Source organism: Campylobacter sp. CNRCH_2015_0338h (assembly GCF_025772785.1).
Classification (GTDB): Bacteria; Campylobacterota; Campylobacteria; order Campylobacterales; family Campylobacteraceae; genus Campylobacter_D.
On record NZ_JAKMST010000007.1, the window covers coordinates 76,924 to 97,463 of the forward strand.

22 protein-coding genes are annotated in these 20,540 nt (G+C 29.5%); 1 reads left to right on the forward strand and 21 read right to left on the reverse strand.

The window, feature by feature from the left end:
- Window positions 1-34 precede the first annotated feature (34 nt).
- Genes L8X30_RS06310 through mqnP form a run of 9 tightly spaced genes read right to left on the reverse strand, consistent with a single transcriptional unit; the run spans window position 35 to window position 5,498 of the window.
- Window positions 35-697, reverse strand: a complete 663-nt coding sequence (locus L8X30_RS06310) for a 16S rRNA (uracil(1498)-N(3))-methyltransferase (RefSeq protein ID WP_263679515.1) — start codon at window positions 695-697, stop codon at window positions 35-37.
- Window positions 697-1,107 (reverse strand): hypothetical protein, encoded by a 411-nt coding sequence (locus L8X30_RS06315; RefSeq protein ID WP_263679516.1) that lies wholly within the window; start codon window positions 1,105-1,107, stop codon window positions 697-699. Before L8X30_RS06315 ends, L8X30_RS06310 begins: the two co-directional genes overlap by 1 nt.
- The gene (locus L8X30_RS06320) at window positions 1,107-1,307 is read right to left on the reverse strand and encodes a cytochrome C (RefSeq protein WP_263679517.1); all 201 of its coding nucleotides are present in this window, start codon (window positions 1,305-1,307) and stop codon (window positions 1,107-1,109) included. The genes L8X30_RS06315 and L8X30_RS06320 overlap by 1 nt, the downstream gene beginning before the upstream one ends.
- Window positions 1,307-1,891, reverse strand: coding sequence for a 6-pyruvoyl trahydropterin synthase family protein (locus L8X30_RS06325; RefSeq protein ID WP_012662122.1), 585 nt, complete (start codon window positions 1,889-1,891; stop codon window positions 1,307-1,309). The genes L8X30_RS06320 and L8X30_RS06325 overlap by 1 nt, the downstream gene beginning before the upstream one ends.
- A complete protein-coding gene (locus L8X30_RS06330) occupies window positions 1,888-2,637 on the reverse strand; it encodes a 7-carboxy-7-deazaguanine synthase QueE (RefSeq protein WP_263679518.1) in 750 nt (249 codons plus the stop codon). Before L8X30_RS06330 ends, L8X30_RS06325 begins: the two co-directional genes overlap by 4 nt.
- Window positions 2,637-3,605: a GTP 3',8-cyclase MoaA gene (gene moaA, locus L8X30_RS06335; protein ID WP_263663879.1), complete on the reverse strand. Its 969-nt coding sequence runs from the start codon at window positions 3,603-3,605 to the stop codon at window positions 2,637-2,639. Before moaA ends, L8X30_RS06330 begins: the two co-directional genes overlap by 1 nt.
- A gap of 9 nt (window positions 3,606-3,614) precedes the next feature.
- Window positions 3,615-4,136: a hypothetical protein gene (locus L8X30_RS06340; RefSeq protein WP_263679519.1), complete on the reverse strand. Its 522-nt coding sequence runs from the start codon at window positions 4,134-4,136 to the stop codon at window positions 3,615-3,617.
- Window positions 4,129-4,632 (reverse strand): hypothetical protein, encoded by a 504-nt coding sequence (locus L8X30_RS06345; protein ID WP_263679520.1) that lies wholly within the window; start codon window positions 4,630-4,632, stop codon window positions 4,129-4,131. Before L8X30_RS06345 ends, L8X30_RS06340 begins: the two co-directional genes overlap by 8 nt.
- Window positions 4,623-5,498: a menaquinone biosynthesis prenyltransferase MqnP gene (mqnP, locus tag L8X30_RS06350; protein WP_263663876.1), complete on the reverse strand. Its 876-nt coding sequence runs from the start codon at window positions 5,496-5,498 to the stop codon at window positions 4,623-4,625. Before mqnP ends, L8X30_RS06345 begins: the two co-directional genes overlap by 10 nt.
- Window positions 5,499-5,567: 69 nt before the next feature.
- On the opposite strand from mqnP, the gene miaA reads away from it, so the two are divergent.
- Complete coding sequence (miaA, locus tag L8X30_RS06355) at window positions 5,568-6,443, forward strand: tRNA (adenosine(37)-N6)-dimethylallyltransferase MiaA (protein WP_263679521.1); 876 nt, start codon at window positions 5,568-5,570, stop codon at window positions 6,441-6,443.
- Here miaA and L8X30_RS06360 read toward each other — a convergent pair.
- The 12 genes from L8X30_RS06360 to nuoD are packed head-to-tail and all read right to left on the reverse strand — an operon-like array spanning window position 6,434 to window position 20,539.
- Entirely contained in the window at window positions 6,434-8,797 is a 2,364-nt protein-coding gene (locus tag L8X30_RS06360) for a tetratricopeptide repeat protein (RefSeq protein ID WP_263679523.1), read from the reverse strand. The genes miaA and L8X30_RS06360 overlap by 10 nt on opposite strands.
- A gap of 24 nt (window positions 8,798-8,821) precedes the next feature.
- Window positions 8,822-10,219 (reverse strand): NADH-quinone oxidoreductase subunit N, encoded by a 1,398-nt coding sequence (locus L8X30_RS06365; protein ID WP_263679524.1) that lies wholly within the window; start codon window positions 10,217-10,219, stop codon window positions 8,822-8,824.
- The gene (locus L8X30_RS06370; protein WP_263679525.1) at window positions 10,219-11,688 is read right to left on the reverse strand and encodes a complex I subunit 4 family protein; all 1,470 of its coding nucleotides are present in this window, start codon (window positions 11,686-11,688) and stop codon (window positions 10,219-10,221) included. Before L8X30_RS06370 ends, L8X30_RS06365 begins: the two co-directional genes overlap by 1 nt.
- Before the next feature lies 1 nt (window position 11,689).
- On the reverse strand, window positions 11,690-13,492 hold the full coding sequence (gene nuoL, locus L8X30_RS06375; RefSeq protein ID WP_263679526.1) for an NADH-quinone oxidoreductase subunit L: 1,803 nt from the start codon (window positions 13,490-13,492) through the stop codon (window positions 11,690-11,692).
- A complete protein-coding gene (gene nuoK, locus L8X30_RS06380; protein WP_263679549.1) occupies window positions 13,480-13,791 on the reverse strand; it encodes an NADH-quinone oxidoreductase subunit NuoK in 312 nt (103 codons plus the stop codon). Before nuoK ends, nuoL begins: the two co-directional genes overlap by 13 nt.
- Window positions 13,791-14,297: an NADH-quinone oxidoreductase subunit J gene (locus L8X30_RS06385; RefSeq protein WP_263679527.1), complete on the reverse strand. Its 507-nt coding sequence runs from the start codon at window positions 14,295-14,297 to the stop codon at window positions 13,791-13,793. The genes nuoK and L8X30_RS06385 overlap by 1 nt, the downstream gene beginning before the upstream one ends.
- Window positions 14,290-14,922, reverse strand: coding sequence for an NADH-quinone oxidoreductase subunit NuoI (gene nuoI / locus L8X30_RS06390; RefSeq protein WP_039629100.1), 633 nt, complete (start codon window positions 14,920-14,922; stop codon window positions 14,290-14,292). Before nuoI ends, L8X30_RS06385 begins: the two co-directional genes overlap by 8 nt.
- An 8-nt stretch (window positions 14,923-14,930) precedes the next feature.
- Window positions 14,931-15,929 carry an NADH-quinone oxidoreductase subunit NuoH gene (nuoH, locus tag L8X30_RS06395; protein WP_039619340.1) on the reverse strand — a complete coding sequence of 333 codons (999 nt, stop codon included), beginning with the start codon at window positions 15,927-15,929 and terminating at the stop codon, window positions 14,931-14,933.
- The gene (locus L8X30_RS06400; protein WP_263679529.1) at window positions 15,926-18,379 is read right to left on the reverse strand and encodes an NADH-quinone oxidoreductase subunit G; all 2,454 of its coding nucleotides are present in this window, start codon (window positions 18,377-18,379) and stop codon (window positions 15,926-15,928) included. Before L8X30_RS06400 ends, nuoH begins: the two co-directional genes overlap by 4 nt.
- On the reverse strand, window positions 18,376-19,092 hold the full coding sequence (locus tag L8X30_RS06405) for a hypothetical protein (protein ID WP_263679531.1): 717 nt from the start codon (window positions 19,090-19,092) through the stop codon (window positions 18,376-18,378). Before L8X30_RS06405 ends, L8X30_RS06400 begins: the two co-directional genes overlap by 4 nt.
- A complete protein-coding gene (locus tag L8X30_RS06410; protein WP_039642382.1) occupies window positions 19,089-19,316 on the reverse strand; it encodes an NADH-ubiquinone oxidoreductase subunit E family protein in 228 nt (75 codons plus the stop codon). Before L8X30_RS06410 ends, L8X30_RS06405 begins: the two co-directional genes overlap by 4 nt.
- Window positions 19,313-20,539 carry an NADH dehydrogenase (quinone) subunit D gene (gene nuoD, locus L8X30_RS06415; protein WP_039619347.1) on the reverse strand — a complete coding sequence of 409 codons (1,227 nt, stop codon included), beginning with the start codon at window positions 20,537-20,539 and terminating at the stop codon, window positions 19,313-19,315. Before nuoD ends, L8X30_RS06410 begins: the two co-directional genes overlap by 4 nt.
- Window position 20,540 lies beyond the last annotated feature (1 nt).

A 20,540-nucleotide genomic window follows, 5' to 3' on the forward strand; every position in this document is an offset into this window, starting at 1 on the left:
TTTATATAAAAAATAGCTAAATTTAAGCATGTTTTTAAATTATGAATTTTGAAGCAACCCCTATTAAAGCTGTTTGCGCTTTAAGTATAAAACCAGCCTGTAATTTTGCTTTTTTTACATTCTCCTCTCTTTCTTTTTGCGAAAATCCACCTTCAGCGCCTATTAAAAATACATGTTTACTAGGTTCAAATCCCATCAAATCTTCACCTTCAAAGTCTATTAAAACAATATTTTCATAAGCTTGCTGAAATTTTTTAAAATCATCAAAGCTTTCAAGCTCCATTAAAGAGGCACGACCGCATTGCTGGGATGATTCTATAAGAATCTTTTCCATTCTTTTAAAATCTAATTTAAAATTCTTTTGTGAATAATCCATATACACAAAAGAAAGCTTAGCTACTCCAAGTTCATTTAAAAAAGGTAAGGTTTTTTCTATAATCTTTGGATCAATCACCGCTAAAGCTAGGTGTAAATGCGTTTTTAATTCTTGTTTTTCTTCTTTTTTATCAAGTAAATTTAATGCACATGAGCGTCTAGAAAACTCTATGCATTCATAAGTATAAGCAAAAAAATCTTTTAAATTTTTTAATATGATTTTATCGCCTACTTTCATTCTTCTAGCTTTTAAATGCAAGAAAGCTTCATTTTCTAACTCTAAATTTAAAGCACCGCTTTGTGGGTGATACAAAAATCGCATTAAAAATAAAACCTTTGAAGCAAATAAGGCACAAAAAGTAAAAATATTCCTAAACATAAAATAAAAAAGCTTAAAAATCTAAATTTAGCATAACGTTTGAACAATCTTGCTTTTTTAAATAAAACAAATTGATAAATAGCCAAAGCAAAGATAAAAATCCAACAAAACCACATAGAAAGCATGTATAAATTTAGCTCAAAATGCTTTAAAGCCCAAAGCAAACTTCCTGTAAAAAGTGTAATTGCTAAAAATAAATAATAAATTGGCAAAAATAGGCGAATTCTTTTTATAAAAATAAACTCTTGCGAAAAACTACTTTGAGTTAAATACAAATAAAACAACATTAAAAAGCCATTTGCGTATAAACTATATACATGCAATGCTAAAAAAAACTCATAACTTTGATCCATCACTGTCCTTGTGTGTTATTTTCATCTTTGATATCATCATCTACAGGTATAGGAAGCGTATCATCATCTATAATCACATTAGAATCACTTTGCTCAATTTGAACTTGCTCAGTCTGCACCTCTTTTTTTACGTTTGTATCTTCTTGACTTGAGCAAGCAATAAAAAACAATAATGGCACAATCAATAAAATCTTTTTCATTACACCTCCTTTTGATTAATAAAAACAAAATTTGCATCTTGAAGTTTTTTAAAAAAATCTTTATCTTTCCATTCATCGCTTATAGCTTGTGAAAATTCAATATCTGCCAAATTTATCTTTGGTAAAAACTCACTATAAGCATCTTCTCTAAAACCTTGTGCATAGCCTGTTCTTGTTTCATGCACAATAATACTTTTTAAACTAACACCTTGCTCTCCATTGACCATCTTAGTCTTTAAAAGCAAGGTATCTATCAGTACAAAAAATATGCGTACAAAATTTTCTGCACTTACATTCACAGGTAAACTTACCCATCTTTGTGAGTGTTTTTTCATATCTTCTAAATAAACTTTATCATCATCTTTAAAAAGCGTAATAGCATGGTCAAAACTATCAATAATTTGTTTTATTTCATCTTTTAACAAACCAAAATCATATACCATTCCCGCATTGTCAAGGTATTTACTCTCAAGTAAAATTTCTACCTTATAAGAGTGGCCATGTATGCTTGTTTTACATCGCTTGGAGCTACAAAATCTAACAATATGAGCATTTTCAAATTCAAACATTTTTCTAATAATCATACGCCTTCTTTATCTCCCCAAATTCTAATATGCAATCTATCGGAGTAATTATATCCATTTTTTATACAAAATTCAGCAACACTTAAGGCATTTTTAGAAATTTCTTCTTCACTTGACCCCATAGGCATGCAAAATACCTCATTTTCACAAATTTGTAAAATTTCATTAATTTCGCCTAAGGCTTTATTTTCTTGTAAAAAATCCTTATCTAAAACAAATTTATAAAAACTATCTTTAGCATAATATTTAAAAGCTTTCAACGCTTTTTCATTAATCCTTTTTTCTTTTTTAACCCCGCTATTACTAAGCTTTACACCCAAAGCAAAATAACATTTTTTATACAAAGGATATTTTTCAAAATCAATTTCAATGCTTGCATTTGTTTCAAAATGCACTTTAAAATCATTTTCTAAAAGCAAATTAATAAAACACAAAAAATCTTTATTTTGATAATTTAATAAAGGCTCACCACCGGTAATAACAACCATAGCTTTGCGTGAATTTGCTAACTTTAAAACCTCATCAAAAAGCTTTGCTGAAGTATAGGTTTTATAACAAGTTTTAAATTCTTTGGTAAAAACAGCTCTTATAGTATCACAGCCCAAAAGTATTTTAGAATCTTTTTCTTTTTTTACTCCAAAGCCTATACAGTTAAAATTACACCCAGCAAACCTTACAAATACAGCTAAATTTCCACTATATTTTCCCTCACCTTGCAAGCTTAAAAAAGTTTCAACAACTTCCATTATCCACCTGTTTGATAAAAGGCTCTTGTAGAACTTTGATTGGCTTCATTTTCTGCCCATCTATTTTTTTCTGATTTATTTTTTATCACGGTTTTTAAAACCTCACAAGCACCTGCTATGTCTTTATTACGTATAGCCTTTTTAATGCTTAAAGCTTCATCATAATATAAACAAGGTATTAAAAGCCCTTCAGCTGAAAGTCTTATACGGTTACAACTATCACAAAAATCATGGCTATGTGGATCAATAATGCCAAACTCATACCCATCTTCAAGCTCATAAATAGTCGCAGGTGCATTTGGACTTTTTTGTCCTTGTTTAAAAGAATATTTTTGAGCAATAATATTTAAAATTTCTGCTGATTTTAAGCCTTTTAAATCTCCATAAGCATGATAATTTTCCATAAATTCTATAAAGCGAATTTGGCTTTTGCGTGCTTTGGCAAATTCTAAAAGATCGATAAATTCACTATCATTAATCCCTTTAAGAGCTACGGTGTTAAATTTAATATTAAAGCCTAATTCTAAAGCCTCATTAATACCATTTAATACATCTTTAAGTATATTTTTTTGGGCTAACTTAAAAGCCACTTCTTCTTTTAAGGTATCTAAAGAGATATTAATTCTTTTTAAACCTGCCTGTCTTAAATCTTTTGCTTGTTGTTTTAACAAAGAAGCATTAGTAGTAAGTGCTAAGTCTATATCCTGCTTATACTCACTAATCATAGCAATAAATTTATGCAAATCTTTTCTTACTAAAGGCTCACCGCCTGTAATACGAATTTTCTTAACCCCTTCATCAATGCAAACTTTAACAAACATAAAAAGTTCTTCAAATGATAAAAGATTTTCCTTAGCACTCCATTCAAATGGAGTTTTTGGCATACAATAAAGGCAACGAAAATTACATCTTTGTGTTACTGAAATTCTTAAATAATCTATCACTCTTCCATAACTATCTACCAACATCAAAGGCCTTTATAATAATTTATTAAATTTCAAAATAAGCTCAACTCTACCCATACCTATACGCAAATCTTTGGCAATTTGCTCAATGGATTTTTTTTGATTAAAAAGCTCTATTACCTTTTGTTCTTCATTATCATAGCTTGGGCTTAATTTTGTAATGCTTTGAGTTTTTTGTTCTAAATTTAATAAACGATTTTTTTGCTCACTTTGAAATTCTTCAATCACCTCTTCTACTTCTTTTAAAGCACTTAAAATAGGAATGATATTTTGATTAATTTTTTGTTCTAATATCTGCAAAAGTTCTTCTTTTAGCTCTTCTTTAATGGCTTCAGTATCTATTTCCTCTTTTTCTTGCTCTTGTTCATCTAAACTTTCTTTTTTTAAATAATGATATTGCTTGTTTAAATCTTCTATCATCTTACCAAGCTCGTTAATCTTAGCAATACTTTCTTTTTCTTTTATCATCATATAAGCAAACATAGCAAAAATTAATAAAGCTACCACAAGCCACAATAATAAATCACTACCCATTTTCTTGCTCCTTTAAAATCTTAATCATCGCTCTTTGCATATTTGCCACAAAATTATCATACACAAGCTCATCTTCTGCTTTTATTTGTGTAATTTTTGCCTCATTTTCATTTAAAGCTTTAAAAAAAATACTAATTTTTTGACCATTTAACTCAAATCTTGCATAATATTCCTCATCTTGAGTTAAACACTTATCTTTAAATTGAATGTGTGCAAAATTTACACCTACCACAAAAGCTTTATATTTTAAATCTGTAAATAATTTTGTTTTATTGATATCATTTTTTATCAAATACAATTCTTGCTTTAAATCCATAAGCAAATCAAAAATAATTTGCTCACCCTCGCTAAATTCCACTCTTGAGGCAAGCTTTTTCCATTTGCTTAAATTAACATAGTTATTACTTGAAAGATATTCTTGCAAAAACTCTTCATATCTTTCTTTACTCTCTTCAAACTCAAGTTCTAATGAGCTTTTAAAAAAATTTATCTCCATAAAAGATCAACCCAAATAAATATAAAAAACACTATACTTAAATACCCATTTAAAGTAAAAAATGCTTTATCAATTTTTGCAAAATTCTTTCTAACTATGCGGTGCTCAAAAAATAAAATAATCGCACTAATTATCACGCCTAAAAAGGCAATATTTCCCGTTGGAGCCACCCAAACAAATAAAAGCCAAAAAAGTACTGCTAAAACATGACAAAACGCTGAGATAAATAAGGTTGCCTCAAGCCCAAATTTAGCAGGTATAGAGTACAAGCCTGTTTTTTTATCATATTCCATATCTTGCAAAGCATAAAGCAAATCAAAACCAGCTGTCCAAAAAGTAACACCCAAACACAAAATCACACTATAAATTTCAATACTTCCCAAAACTACAATGCTACCTGCAATAGGAGCAAGCCCTAAGCAAAATCCTAATACTAAATGCGCTAAGGATGAAAATCTTTTAAAAGCTGAATAAATAGCTAAAATAAATAATACCGGCAAGGAAAGAGCAAAAGCTAGCTTATTAATAAAATAACTTGCCAAAACAAAAACAATAGCATTTAAAATAATAAAAAGTAAAATACTAGTTTTACCTATACGCCCATCGATATTAGGTCTATTTGCACACCTTGGATTATTTTTATCAATATCCTCATCCATCAAACGATTAATCGCCATTGCAAAATTTCTTGCACTCACTGCACAAATAACACCCAAAAATAAAGCCTTAAAGCCAAACCAAGTGCTATCATTTAAAATAACAGAAGCCACAATCATTGAAGTAAATAAAAAGGGCAAAGCAAAAATAGAATGCTTAAAAACTATCAAGTCTAAAATATCTTTCAATTTTTCTTTTAATATAGGCATTTTTTCTCTTTATAATATATTTTTGTTATGATTTTACTAAAATAATTTTAAATTTAGGATATTTTTACGATGTTTTTTGAATTTGCACTCATTGGAACCACTGCAAGTGGCAAAACAGAACTTGCTAATAAACTAGCCTATGAATTTAACGCAAGTATTTTAAGCCTTGATAGTCTTTGCGTGTATAAACAAATCAACATCGCTTCAGCAAAAACAGAGCAAAAAACCCTAGATGAGCTTGATTATTTTGGTATAAATTTGTTAAATGTCAATGAGCATTTTAACATTGCTTTGTTTTTTGAAGAATACAAAAAAGCAAAAGCCTTTGCTCAAAAAAACAATCAAATGCTTATCATCACAGGTGGAACTAGTTTTTATCTAAAAGCCTTAATGGATGGTTTGAGTGAAAATTTTAAAGAAAGCCAAAGCACACTAAGTAATGATGAAATTTATCATTTAATGATAAAAATTGATCCACAAGCAAAAATAGAAAAAAACGATACTTATCGTTTGAAAAAATGGCTTGGAATTTATGAGCAAACCAATAAAATTCCAAGTGAAGTTTTAAAAGAAACCAAACAAGAAGCTTTGATTAAAAAACTTGATATTTTTGAAATTTCTTGGCAAAAAGATCTTTTAGAAAAACGCATTATCAAGCGCACTAAAAATATGCTAAATGAGGGCTTAATAGATGAAGCTAAAATGTTATTTGATAATTATGATCATCATTTAAAAGCACTAAACTCCATAGGTTTAAAAGAATGCAAAGAGTTTTTAGATAAAAAAATAAATTTAAATGAGCTTGAAGAGCTCATCATCATCCATACAAGACAACTTGCCAAAAGACAAAGAACTTTTAATAAAAAATTCAATAAAGAAATTTTAGATTTTCAAAGTGCTTATGAGAATTTAAAAGCTTATATTTTAAAAAAATATCAAGGCTGAGTATTTAAGACATTTAATTTATCTTTACATAAATTTTGCCAATTACTCGTTACATTAATATCTATACAATTTTGTAAGCTTTGTTTTTGATTTTGCACATCTTTTAAATCTTCATAAATATTGCTTTGCACATAAAAAACTCTTGCGCGCTCATCATCTTTTAAAGGATTAGCAAGTAAGTCTTTAAACAAAGTTAAGGCTTTTTGAGCTTGATTGCTTTGTTTTAAAGCTTTGATATAGATAAATTCTAAATCGGGACTAAAAAGATTTACTCCCTTTAAGTTTTGATAATCAATAGCCTTTGGAGCATAGTTTAAAATACTTGTTAGAAAATTATTTTTTTCACAATAACGCAAAAACTCATAATATAATTCCACCATACGATAATTCATAGGAAATTGCTCTAGTTTTTGTAAAGTTCTTATCATGGCATTATAATCTTGCAATCTAAGTTCGGCAAAAAATTTAATATAATTTGCTTCAAATTTTTCATTATCGCTAATAATCGTTCTTGTGTTTAAAATATCGTTAATTGTTTTTATAACAAAGTTATAGCGTTTATCTTTAAGAGCTAAATCAGCACTTTGAAGCTTATAAAAGATAATATCATCGTTTTCATTTTCCACTATGTATTTTTTAGCTTCTTCTATGCGCGTTGTGCGTTTAAAACACTCAAGCATTTGTTTTTTATTTTGTATTTTGCCTCCTATATTATAAGCTTTAAAATCATCATATATTTTAATAGCAGCCAAACACTCATCATTTTTTAATCTTTGCTCTAAAACCAAAATAGCAGCTTGTTCTAAAAGATTTTTTACTTCTTTATTGGAGTATTTTTCAATGTCTTTTTGATAACTTATAACCTTTTCATAATTTTTTTCTTGAAAATATAATTTGACATTATCAAACAGCGCCTTACTAGAAATTTCTCCAGCGTATTTTTTCATAATTTCTTCATATTTTTGATGCAAAAAGCTTGCATTAGCATCTTTTAAATATAAAAAGTTTTTATCTTGTGCTTCTTTAATTAAACTCACATATTCACCCAAAGGAAAATCTTCTGCATAAAGATCTAAATATTTTTGAGCTTTAATATGCTCATTTGCATTTAATAAAGACAAGGCAAGATCTTTTAATACTCTTTCATATTCTTTATCTACCTTGGTTAAATGCGTAAAAATATACTCATAAATTTTAGAACTTAAATCATAAACCCTATTATTAGCAAAAGCTTTTGCTAATAATAGAGAATTTTCCAAATCACTCATGAAAAATTCAGGGTTTGATTCTAAAATTTTATTTGCTAACTCTTTGGCTTCTTTTATATTTTTTGCCTCTAGATGATTTTTTGATAAAAATAAAGCAGCTCTACTGGCTAAATCTGCATTTGGAGTAGAATAATACACATCTTGATAAATATTATTTGCGGTATTTTTTTTACCCAAATGATACAAATAATCTGCATAATCAAGTAAAGCCATTATAGTATATTTATCGCCTTTGTGTTCAGTATTTAAAGTATCTATAATATATTCAACATTAGATCTTTGCGATAAACCCATATAAACTCTCATCATAATATACATTACTTCTGTATAATCTTTATCGTTAATATAAGTTCTTACCCATCTTTTAGCATCATCTAACATTTGCTCTAAAATTACTTGGTCTTTATCAAGTTCATAAGTGTATAGTTTATTTTGAGCTCTTAATTTATAAAGCTCAAATTCATTCATAAATACACTACCCTGATAACGCTTAATAGCGCTAGTTGCATCCCTTAAAACCTGATCATATTTTTTTGCTTCATATTCTTGTTTTATACTAAAATAAGCATTAAAATCTGCACTTTTTGAAGTTTCCATAGGATTAGAATTTAAATCTAATGCTCCAATATAAGGCATTAATGCATCATCAAAATAAATATCAAAATCAAGCCCATCGCTAGGTTTATAATACCTTAAATCTTTGGTAAAAATAAATACAAAATGCTTAGAAGCATCTTCACTTTGACTTTGAATTTCTTTAGCATTAAAAATATCTTGAGAATAATTAAACATCTTAGCTAAAATTTTAGGATAGATTTTGATTGTCAAAAAAGTTTGGTGCTTTTCAAAATAAATCGTAAAATCATCAAATTCTTTATTTTGAAACTGCATATTGCTAACACCTAAAACATTGCACTCAAAATGGGTTTTTTCAAATTCAAAAACGCTTTTGCAAGTAAAATCCTTATCATCTTTTAAATGCAAAAGCGTAAAAGGGCGTTTATGCTCTTCCCCTTTATTAACAATAATTTCAAAAGAAAATGTATAAGTTATACTTAATAAAAATAAAAATAAAACCCTTATCATAAGCGTGATTATAGCAATATTATTTTACAAAAGCAAAAACACGCAAGAAACACTTCCAATCAAACACAAGCATAAAATAATCTTTTGTTTTACATCTAAGTTTGCACTTTCTATGATTTGAGCCTTTTTGAAAAAAACATAAATTAAAATTTTTAAATAAGCATAAAGCATAATCATAGAACTTAAAGCTATAGCAAATACAAGTACATAATAGCCTGAATTTAAAATAGAAGCTAAAATTAAAATTTTACCCCAAAAAATACCAAAAGGCGGAATACCTGCTATACACAAAATGAATATAGCTAACATTATAGACAATACTGGTCTTTGATCAAACAAACCTGAAAAACTCTCAAATGAACTTTTTTGAAATAAACTCAATATTAAAAAAATTCCATAATTTGCAAAAGCAAAAGATATCCAATACACAAACAAAGCAAAAATTGAAAGCAAATAAGAAGTCCCATCTCCTTGAGAACTCACACTCATACTAGAAACAATAACTGCTAATATAAAAGAAGAATGAGTAATAGAACTATATGCTAGCATTTTTTTCACATCTTTTTGGATTAAAGCTACTATACTTACAACAAGCATAGAAAAAATTGCTAGTAATGCTACTATGTATTCAAATTTTACTCCACCGCCTAAAGCAGAAAAAATTCTTAAAACTACTATTATCATAGCTATTTTTGGTACTATAGATATAAATGCTATAAAATTTGTATGCACTCCACAATACACATCTTTTAACCAAAAATGAAAAGGTGCAATAGAAAGTTTTACTCCAACAATAACTAAAAACATTACCCCAGCACAAAGCAAGATAGGATCTGAAATATATTCAGAATGCAATAGATTATCTAAATCCAAAGATTTTGTTTTTAAATATACAAAAGCACAAGCAAAGACAAAAAACCCAGTGCCTACCGCAGCTAAAGTAAAATACTTTATACTAGAGCTAATAGCATTATGAGTTCCTCTTAGTGCTATTAACGTATAAAGAGCTAAAGAAGAACCTTCTAAAGCTAGGAAAATTACAATTAAATTAGTGCTTGATATCATTAATATCAAAGAAGCAATCATAAATAAAAACAAGGAAAAAAACTCTGCCTTTTGCTCATCTTTATCCATTAATAAATAAAGCATTGAAAAAACTAAAATAACTATTTGAGCAAAAATTGCATAATTATCACTTACAAATAAACCAAAAAAGGCATGAGAATTATCTAAAACAAAGCCATTATAAAGCAATAAAAAACACAAAGCGCTAAATAAAGCTATAACACTTGCTCCTATATAAAAATTTCTAGAAAGTTTTTTAAATGCATCCAATAAAAGCAAAACAATAGCCCAAAAAAACAATGATAACACAGGAAATAATAATACAAAATTGAATTTTTCTAAACTAAAGCCACTCATTAAAAACCTCTTATATCATCTATGATTTTTTGATTTTCTATTGCAATATTTCTTGTTTGCATAACTTCAAGAATGCTATTTACATTCAAAGCAATTTCATCAAGCATAGCACTTGGAGCTATCCCTAAATAAATTACCAAGGCACTTAAAATACTCAAAACAAAAATTTCACCTTTTTTTAATATTATTTTCTCTATTTTTTCTTCACTAGTGGCAAAAAACATATTTCTATAAATATTTAACATATAAATAGCCCCTAAAATAATCACACCACCTGCAAATAATGCATACCATAAATTCACACTTGCTATGCCTTGTAAAATTAAAAACTCACCTACAAAAGAAATAGTCAAAGGTAGAGAAATAGATGAAAATAATAACACCGCAAAGAAAAAGCTAAATAATGGAGCTGTTTTAGCTAAATTTTTATAAAAGTCTAAATCAAAAGTATGATATCTTTTATAAAGCATATAAGCAGCCAAAAACAAACCACCTGTTACTATACCATGTGCAAACATGTAAAATACAGAACCACTAACCCCATTATAAGTAAAAGTCACAATACCCAAAATCACCACACCCAAATGCGAAATTGAGCTATAAGCAATTAATTCTTTCAAATCTTTAGTTTTAAAAGCAATTAAAGCTGCATATAAAATTCCAACTATACATAAAATAGCAAGTAAAGAATAATAATGATTTAAAGTATCAGGTGTTAAAGGCAAGATAAATCTTAAAAATCCAAAAGGAGCCATTTTAAAACTAACAAGCATTACAGATACTAAAGTCGGACTTTTTGCATAAACTTTTGGCGCCCAAGTGTGGAAAGGAAACAAAGGACTTTTAATCGCAAAAGCGATAAAAAATCCTATAAAGATTAAATTTTGCACACTTTCAGGTATGAAAAATTCACTCTTATACCAAGCAAGTAAATCAAAACTCCAATACCCAAAACTTTGATAATACAAAAATCCTACATAAATAATAGCTAAAAGCATGAGCATAGAACCGCAAAATGCATAAATGAAAAATTTAATCCCTGCTTTATAATTATCTGAATATCTGCCTATTAAATAAATAAGAGGTATAAGAGAAAACTCCCAAAATACATAAAACAATAAAGCATCCAATGAAGCAAAAAGTCCTATAATACAAAATTGCAATAAAAATATACTTACAACAACACTTTTATCTTGAATATCCAAACATATAAAAGATAAAAAAATCATAATAGAACAAAGCAACATCAAGTAAAGCGCTATAGCATCTACACCGATATGAAAATTAACTATTAAAGAATTTAAACTAAACTCATAAGCTATACCATTATGATAATTAAACAATAAAAAAACATTAAAAACTAAAATCAAAAAGCTAACTAAAATAGCAAAAGACTTACTATCTTCTTTTTGCAAAAACAAAGCTATAAAAGCTGCAAAAAATGGAAATAACATTAATAAACTAAGCATTCTACACCGCCAACGCTAAACAAAATAAACATACAAAAGCCAACACTGCAATTCTTAAAACCAAAGAATAATCCTTACCTATACTAAGAGTCCTAGCAAAAGTTTTAAGGAAAAATGCAACACTATCTACCAAAGTATCTAAAATTTCTTTATCGCTTTTTCTTAAAAATTCACAAAATAAAGCATATTTACTAACAATAAATTGATGATAAAACCTTGGTATATAGTATTCATTAAACAAAAGCTTATAAATACTTGTTTTAGAAAGTGATGGTTTAAACCAATTTTTCCAATAAGCCATGATAGCCAAAAGCACTCCAAGTACCGCAGCAGCACTTGCAAGCACCATAACTAAAGAATTTTGCCCATCAATAAAAGCTAAATTTTTACTTACAAACTCCATAAAGCTATGCTCAAAAAATCCTACAACAATAGCAAGCAAAGCCAAAGGACTCATCGCAAATAAAGCTATTTTACTAGCTTCATGAGGATGTTCTTCATGTCTTTTTGGAGTAAAAAATACAAGCATTAAAAGTCTAAAACTATAAAAAGCTGTCATAAAAGCTGCTGTTAAAAGTACCAAGAAAATTCCATGATGATGACTTATAAAAGAAAATCCTAAAATTAAATCTTTAGAGAAAAATCCTGCAAAAGGATAAATTCCTGCCAAAGCCAAAGAGCCTATAAGCATTAAAATAGCACTAAAACGCATACTTTTATAAAGTCCACCCATCTTGCTAATATCAAGCTTATCATTCATCGCATGCATAACATTACCTGCACCTAAGAACAATAAAGATTTAAAAAATGCATGGGTTGCTAGATGAAATAAAGCTATAGCATAAGCCCCAAGACCTGCTGCTACAAACATATACCCAAGTTGAGAAAGCGTTGAATAAGCAATAATTCTCTTTAAGTCTTTAGCCACCATAGCCATAGAAGCGGCAAAAAGCGCTACAAAAGCTCCAAGTATAGCGATAAAATACCCTACTTCAGGGACTTGCAAATAAAGCTCTCCAGCACGAATCACCAAATAAACTCCAGCAGTAACCATAGTCGCAGCATGGATTAGTGCTGAAACTGGTGTAGGTCCTGCCATAGCATCAGCAAGCCAAGTATGGAAAGGAAATTGTGCTGATTTACCCATAGCACCTACAAAAAGCAAAACCGCTATTAAAATCAAAATCATATCATTTTCATGCCCTAAAGATAAAAGGGTAAAAAACTCATCGTATTTTAAAGAATTGAACTCTATATAAATTAAGAAAATTCCTAAAAGCAAAGCCAAATCTGCAATTCTATTCATGATAAATGCTTCATTAGCAGCAAAGGTATATTTTTCATTATGATACCAAAAACCTATCAAAAGCCATGAGCAAAGTCCAACGCCCTCCCAACCTATGAAAAGTCCTAAGAAATTATCACTCATAATCAAGAACATCATAGAAAAAACAAAAAGTCCTAAATAACTAAAATAGCGATTAAACCCTTCATCGTGTTCCATATAAAATATACTATATAAATGCACAAAAGTAGCAACTATGCTTACTACATTCATCATAATTAAAGTAATAGAGTCTATTTTAAAACCAAAACTAACATCTACCAAAGATATCCAAGTACCAAGTTCAAAATTAAAATGCACTCCATTGCTTAATAAAATAATTGAAGCAAGTGCCGAAAAAGCTATAAGCAAAGAAGCTAAATAACCTAAAATAATTTTCTTAGCACTAAAAGCAAAAATACCTAAAACAATAGCTGAAACTAAAGGAGAAAAAAGCGCAATTAAAGCTAAATTTTGCATTTTAACTCTCCTTTTTCAGCTAAAGAACTAAGCTCTAGTGTTCCTGTTTTTCTATACCATAAAACACAAAGTGCTATCCCAACAGCTACCTCACAAGCTGCAACCCCCATTACAAATAAAGCAAAAATTTGTCCTTCAATATCTTTATGAGAAACTCCTGCTGTAACTAAAGCTAAATTAGCAGCGTTTAATAAAATTTCACTTGAAATAAAAAGCATAATTAAATTTTGGCGTTTTATAATACCTATTAGACCAATGATAAACATCAAAATAGCCGCAATGTAGTATTTTTCTAACATCATTGCTCATCCTTTTTTATATTTTTTTGAGTAAGTGCTATAGCGCAAATTAAAGCTATTAAAAGTAAAATTGCCATAAATTCAAAAGCAAGCATGTATTTTGTAAATAAAGTAAAACCTATTTGCTGAGTTGAATCAAGATCATAAACTTCACTAGTTTCATTTAAACCAAAGTTATAGCCCATAATAATACTAATTAACAAAATAGCACTAAAAATCACAGCAAAAATAAATACTCTTTTACCTTTTAGACTTTCCTTTACTTTTATCGAAGCATCAAAAAACATCATAGCAAAACTATAAAGACCTAAAATAGCCCCGCTATAAACGATAATTTGAATTGCTCCAATAAATTCAGCATTAAGTAAAAAATAAAATCCGCTCAAAAAAACCATAGCCGCAGCCAAAGAACTAATAGCATAAAGTACACTAGTACTTAAAACGCTAATTAGAAAAAATCCCAATACCAAAACACTTAACAAACAAAAAGCTATCGTTTCAAACATTTTCTTCCTTTGGGGTATCTTGCTGTCTTTGCAAATCTATCTCGTAATAATTTGGAGTTTTCTTCACTAAATCATCAGCATCTTTTCTTAAACTACCACTTCCTTCAAATACCACTTGATTTTTAAGCTCATCAATAGGAGTTAAAAAATCTTGCTTTTGACCAAAATACGATCTTTGCTCTGCTGCATTTTCATACTCTTTACCATGTACAATAGCAAGTTCAGGACAAACATCAGCACAAAAGCCACAATAAATACAACGTCCTAAATTGATACTATAATTTTCAACCTTTTTGCGTCCATCTTCGCTTAAACTTGTTTCCATTCTTATGCAATTACTAATGCAAATTTTTTCGCACAAGCCACAACCAATACAACATTCATTTTCACTTTCAATAAAACGCATCAAACGATGTACCGCACGGTAGCGATTATCTAAAGCAACTTTTTCCATAGGGTATTTAATCGTTGCACTATTATTTTTTTTAAACATTTCTCTTAATACGACAAACAAACCTACAAAAAGTTCTGTATTTAAAGAACGCTTGATTACTTGTATGAATTTTTCATAAGCATTTTGAGGATTTTTACGCTCAAAATCTACTTTAAAATAACCTTTTTTCATTGTTTTTCCTATATCACAAGTACTAAAGCACTAATTAATAAATTTAAAACCGCTAAAGGAATTAAAATCAAATAACACATTCTCATTACTTGATCAGGACGCAGTTGCGGAAAAGCCCCTCTAGCCCAAAAATACCAAAAGAACACAAAAGACACTTTCAAAAGCATCATAATAGCCCCTGGTATAATCCAAAAATCATTAAATCCACCCAAAAATAAAAGCGATATCATAATCGCTCCTGTTATCATGGCTGTATATTCTCCGATAAAAAACATACCCCATCTAAGCCCACTATATTCAGTGCCATAACCTGAAACAAGTTCAGTTTCGTTTTCGCTTAAACAAAGTGGAGTTCTATTGGTTTCTATAAAAATGGCTATTACAAATAAAATAAAAGCTAAAGGTTGTTTAAAAATAAGCCAAGAAAGTATGCCTTCACTTTGATAATTATTAATATCTACTAAAGACAAAGATCCAACAAGCATTACAACACACACCAAAGAAAGTCCTGCAACACTCTCATAAGAAATGATAGAAACAAGCCCTCTTGCCCCGCCTAGCAATGACCATTTATTATTACTAGCCAAACCTCCTAAAAAAATCGCATAAAAACTAACCCCGCCCATACCTATGACAAATAACAAGGCCACATTAATATCAGCGATAATAGGACGAATCACTCTACCAAATAAAGTAAACTCAGGAAAAATAGGTATAGCCGCAATTGCCACAAAAGCACAAATTGCTGCAATCAATGGAGCGATTAAAAACACCACTTTTTGAGCATAAGTTGGAACAATATCTTCTTTAGTAAAAAGCTTAATCATATCAGCAACTACTTGAAGCAATCCAAAAGGACCTACCATATCAGGCCCTAAACGACGATGAAATAAAGCCAAAGCCTTTCTTTCAAGATAAGTTGCCAAGCCTGCTAAAGTTGCAAAAATAGCTATAACAAGCACGCATTTGATAATTGTTTCTATAATAAAAAAAGTAATATCACTCATATTTTAGCTCCTACTTTTTCAAGCCAAACTTTGGCATATCGAGTATTATTAAATAAAGATTTATAATCAATCTTACTATCATAATCCCCCAAATACGCGCCATTTTCTAAAGATTCATCACATTTTACACTTATAGCAATTTGAGTTTTTTCATTTTTTAAAATAACACTATCATCTTGGTTTAAATCAAATTTTTGCATTAAATCAGACGATAAAAATAAAGCTCCAACCTCATTAAAAGCTCTATTGCTAAGCTTTGAAAACTGGTGAATACAATTTGCATGATATAAGGTTAAATTTCCTTCATTTTGCTCTTTGACTTCTTGAGTGCTTAATGTTTTTTCAAACTCAAAATGAGAAAAATCAAGCTCATAGCCTCTATGATTTGCCCCACCATTATCATAATGATTTTCCAACTCATCAAAATCAATTGCCATAAAGCCTTTATTTTGTGGTAAAAATTTAGTATAGTTGATTGTAAATTCCTCATCAAAACCTAAAGCATTTGCTAAATCATTTAAAAAATAACCTTTAAATTCTAAAGCTGCATTTGTAGGAACTAATCTTTTGTCATAATTTACAAAGCTACCTTCTTGTTGATTTAAACTAGAACTTGCAAGATCAAAATGCCCATCATAAGAAAAAGTAAAATCGCCTTTTTCGTTATAACCTAGTGTTTTTCCCGCTTGAAAATCTTGACTTAAATCACAAATTAAACTCACGCCTAAAGTATTGGTACAAGTTGGATTTAAAAAGACTTTAAAATCAGTATATTTTTGCACCAAAGCACAAAGTTTTGCTAGCTTTACACTTTGCTCGTCATAGTAAAAATCACTTCCTATAACAAGTGTAAATTTTTGCTTTTTTGCGAGCAAAGTTTCTAAAATATCCTCATCTATGCCAAGATTTTTCGCATAATTTGATCTTTGCACCTCTATGCTTTTTTTAATTTTTTTAGGCACAAGCTTTTTAACTTCTTCTATAATAGTTTCGCCATTTTCATTTTGCTTTTCTATCTTTTCAATAACTTCTTCATTAATAGTTTCTTCTATTTCTTTAGTGCCTTGATAATACGCATTTTCTAATGTATTTTTAAATTCTTGTGGAAACTCTTTAGCAAATTTTTGCAAGATAAACAATAAAATATTTTCATTATCTTTAATATCATGATTAATCTGCAAGAAATTTTTAGAATATTTATCCACACCTTTATCTTTTATAGGATGAAAATATAGTCCCGCACCTTTATTCATCACTAAAGCATTATTAACTTTATATCCTAGCGTTGGCGCATCATAGCGTAAAAATGAACCTACGATGATTAAAAAATCACTTTGAGTAATATCATCTGTATTTGCATTATACATTGCATTTACATTTTGATAAAAACAAGCTAAGAAATCTTGGAATTTTTTAGCTTCATGATTTATAAGGTTAAGATTAAATTTTTTACTTAAATTTTGTAAGATTAAGGCTTCTTCGTTAGTAATAAAACTATTAAATAAAATATTTTTTATTTCATCATTTTTTATCATATTTACTAGTTTTTCAAAAGCTTTTTCATCTTTACCTTGAACTTCATTTTGGGTATTAAAACCATATCTTGCAGCTTTATTTAGCGTAGCAAAAGCAAAATCATTGCTCACTCTATAAATTTTTTCTTTTTGATTATTAATACTAGTTTGTTTAATATCATAATACATCAACTCACAATCACTTGAATGGGGATTACTAGCTGGAATTTTCTTTAATTCCCAAGCATTAGAAGTATATTGAAAAGCTGCACCTACCAAAGCTCCTGTTGGACATACACTTGTACATTCTCCGCAAAAAGAACAATCAAGCATATCACCACTATTTGGCGCAATTAAACTCTTTTGAAATTTAGTCCAAATCGCTAGCGCGTCTTTACTCATACTTTCTTTAAAGCTTGCATCGGGCGCGTTTGCTCCTCTTGGAGTAGTTTTTAAAGCACTTTCACCTATTTTATCTTTACAAACTGTAATACATCTTTCACACACTATACATAAAGCTGGATCATAATTAATCTCACCCCATTTTTTATGCTCTTTATGGGTATCTTTAATCCAATAATTTTGCACATTTACTCTTGCTTTGTGTGTAAAGTTTTGAAGCTCACATTCGCCAGATTTATCACATACCCCGCATTGTAAAGGGTGGTTGATACAATATGCTTGCATGATAGCATTGCGTTCATCCCATAAATTTGGCAAATCACTCTCTACTACCATACCTTCTTTAACTTTAGTATTACAAGAATAAACCTTTTTACCATCAGCTTCTACCATACACATACGACATGCAAGTGTTGGAGAACAACCATTTAAATAACAAATTGCAGGAATGAAAATATCATTTTTTCTTGCGACATTTAAGATATACTCACCCTCATTTGCCTCACATTCTATACCATTAATGATAACTTTCATTTTATAACCTTAACTTGAGCTTTTGAAAAAGCAAAACCAGCGCTTTCATAATCAAACAAAGCCACCGTGCCTTTTAAATCATGATTGATTTTTACTATAGTTGTAAATTCTTGAGTGTTTATTTTTAAATTAATTTTATCCTCATCCTTAACCTTGGCAATCAAAGCAAAAGATGAAGAACAATGCAAATTTTTATCCTCTAAAGGTGCTTGCATGATGATAGTTCCGTCAAAATTATCAAGTTCTAAAAGTTCACTAAAAGAATTTTGTATTGACAAATTTTCTTCATTTTCATTAGAACAAATCAATAAAAGTTCAAATTTATGACAAAGTTTTTCTAAAAAATACTTAATATTTTCAAAGTCTTTATGTTGGTATAAATTTTCATCAAAAATAATACACTTTGCTTCTTTTAAAAACTCCAAAATCTCTAAAGCCTCTTCTTCGCCAAAGCAAGATTCAGCACTTAAATAACCCTCATCAAGCTCGTTAAATTCAGTATCCAAACTCATCTTACAAAGCAATGCAAGTACAAAAGATACACTCGCAATCTCACATTTATAAAAGCTTGCTTTTAAATTTTTATCTTCTAAACAGGAAATATTGTAATTTTTACTTTTGTTAAGCTTAGCACAAAGTGAAGGATTTTTTAAAGAAAGTAAATCCACAAAACACAAAGCATTTAAGCCTTCTTGATATTTTGCTAATTTCATTGTCCTACCTTTTTAAAAACTATAGTCCAATCTACTTGATTAAATTTTAAAGAATTTAAAAGTTCACAATTTTGCTCTTTTATGAAAGCAAAACTTTTTTCTACATTAGAAAAATCTCCTATTTCAAACAAAACCACCAAAACTTCACCCATATAAGCATTTTGAATGATTTGTTCTAAATCCTTAAACAAATCTTGACTTTTTCTTAAATCCACGCGTCTCATCGGTCTATCTCACCTAAAACTATATTAATACTCCCTAAAATCGCCACCGCATCAGCCAAATATGACCCTACAAGCATTTCTTCTAAAAACGCACAGTGAAAAAAACTTGGAGTTCTAGCTCTTAATCTATATGGCCTACCGCTACCATCTGAGTGAATAAAAAACCCAAGTTCGCCTTTTGGACTTTCAGTTGGCACATACACCTCTCCTTTTGGTGGTTTTAAGCCTTGGGTTACTAGGACAAAATGTTGCATAAGCGAATAATTTTGTGTCATGATTTGCTCTTTTGAAGCACTTACATACTCAGGATGATTGCATAAAATTTCAGGCGGAGTATCTTGATAAAGCTTAGCACATTGAACTAAAATTTTTAAACTTTCTCTAAATTCTTGCATATAAACTTTATATCTTGCATAAGAATCACCCATTTTAGCCACAGGCACGCCAAAATCTACCTCATCATAAAGCAAATAAGGCTCTTCTTTTCTAACATCATAAGCAATCCCACTTCCTCTTAACATAACCCCGCTACAACCCCAACTTAGCGCTTGTTCTTTACTTACCACTCCTACATTTTCAGTTCTTGCACGCCAAATTCTATTATCATCAAGCAAGGCTTCATAATCTTTTATATCATTTGGAAATTTATTGCAAAATGCTAAAAGTTCATCTAAAAAACCTTCAGGTAAATCAAGCATTACCCCGCCTATTCTCATAGATGAATGTGTAAGTCTTGCCCCACAATATTTTTCTATTAGATCAAGCACATATTCACGCTCTCTAAAGCAATATAAAAATACTGTCATCGCACCAATATCAAGCGCATGTGTAGCAAGCCATAACAAATGCGAAGCAATGCGGTTTAACTCAAGCAAAATCATCCTTATCACACTTGCTCTGCGTGGAATTTCTAAACCACAAAGTTTTTCTACAGCAGCTACATAGGCATAATTATTTGCACTAGCTGCGATATAATCCATTCTATCAGTAGTTGGAATAAACTCTTGATAGATCATATTTTCAGCCATTTTTTCCATACCACGATGCATATAGCCTATACAAGGAGCAGCCTTGGTGATTTCTTCTCCATCAAGCTCTAAAATAAGGCGTAAATTTCCATGAGCGCTAGGGTGTTGGGGACCAAGATTTACTATCATAGTACCATCTTCACGCTCAAAGCTTATATTTTCATAATAAGGTTTTAATTTGGTAGAAATTTGCATT